General features: G+C 67.9%; 1 protein-coding gene. It reads left to right on the forward strand.

The features are described 5' to 3' along the window. A partial coding sequence (locus EN879_RS37785) for a carbon-phosphorus lyase complex subunit PhnI (protein ID WP_127274806.1) occupies positions 1–748 on the forward strand: 748 nt, incomplete at both ends.

The raw sequence follows: 748 nt of genomic DNA on the forward strand, positions 1-748 counted from the left end.
ACGCTGCCGCGCTTCGGCTACTCCAGGCCCATCGACACCGCCAACATGCTGGTCGAGCGGCGCGTCTCGGCGACCTACAAGGATCTGCCCGGCGGCCAGTTGCTCGGACCGACCTTCGACTACACCCACCGGCTGCTCGATCCCGAGCTTGCCGCCGGCGCCGATGTCGCCGAGCCCTTGCTGCGCGACACGGAAGCGCAAGCCATGCCGCGCGTCTCGGCGATCCTCGCCCGCGAAGGCTTGATCGAACCGGATGGCGACATGCCGCAGGATCATGTCCCCGGCGACATCACCCGCGAGCCGCTCGAATTCCCGATGGCGCGCGACATCCGCCTGCAGGCGCTGTCACGCGGCGATGAAGGGTTCCTGCTGGCGCTCGGCTATTCCACCCAGCGCGGCTATGCCCGCAACCACCCCTTCGTCGGCGAGATCCGCATCGGCGAAGTCGAGTTGGAGCTCGACGTGCCCGAACTGCCCTTCTCGGTGCCGCTCGGCACTGTCCGCGTCACCGAATGCCAGATGGTCAACCAGTTCAAAGGCTCGGCCAAGGCGCCGCCGCAATTCACCCGCGGCTACGGCCTGGTCTTCGGCCAGAGCGAACGCAAGGCGATGGCCGTGGCACTCTGCGACCGGGCGCTGCGCGCGAAGGAGCTCGGCGAGGATGTCGTCGCCGCGGCCCAGGACGAGGAGTTCGTCATCTCGCACTCCGACAATGTCCAGGCGACCGGCTTCGTCGAGCATCTGAAGC

Source organism: Mesorhizobium sp. M7A.F.Ca.AU.002.02.1.1 (assembly GCF_003998535.1).
Taxonomy (GTDB): Bacteria; Pseudomonadota; Alphaproteobacteria; order Rhizobiales; family Rhizobiaceae; genus Mesorhizobium; species Mesorhizobium ciceri.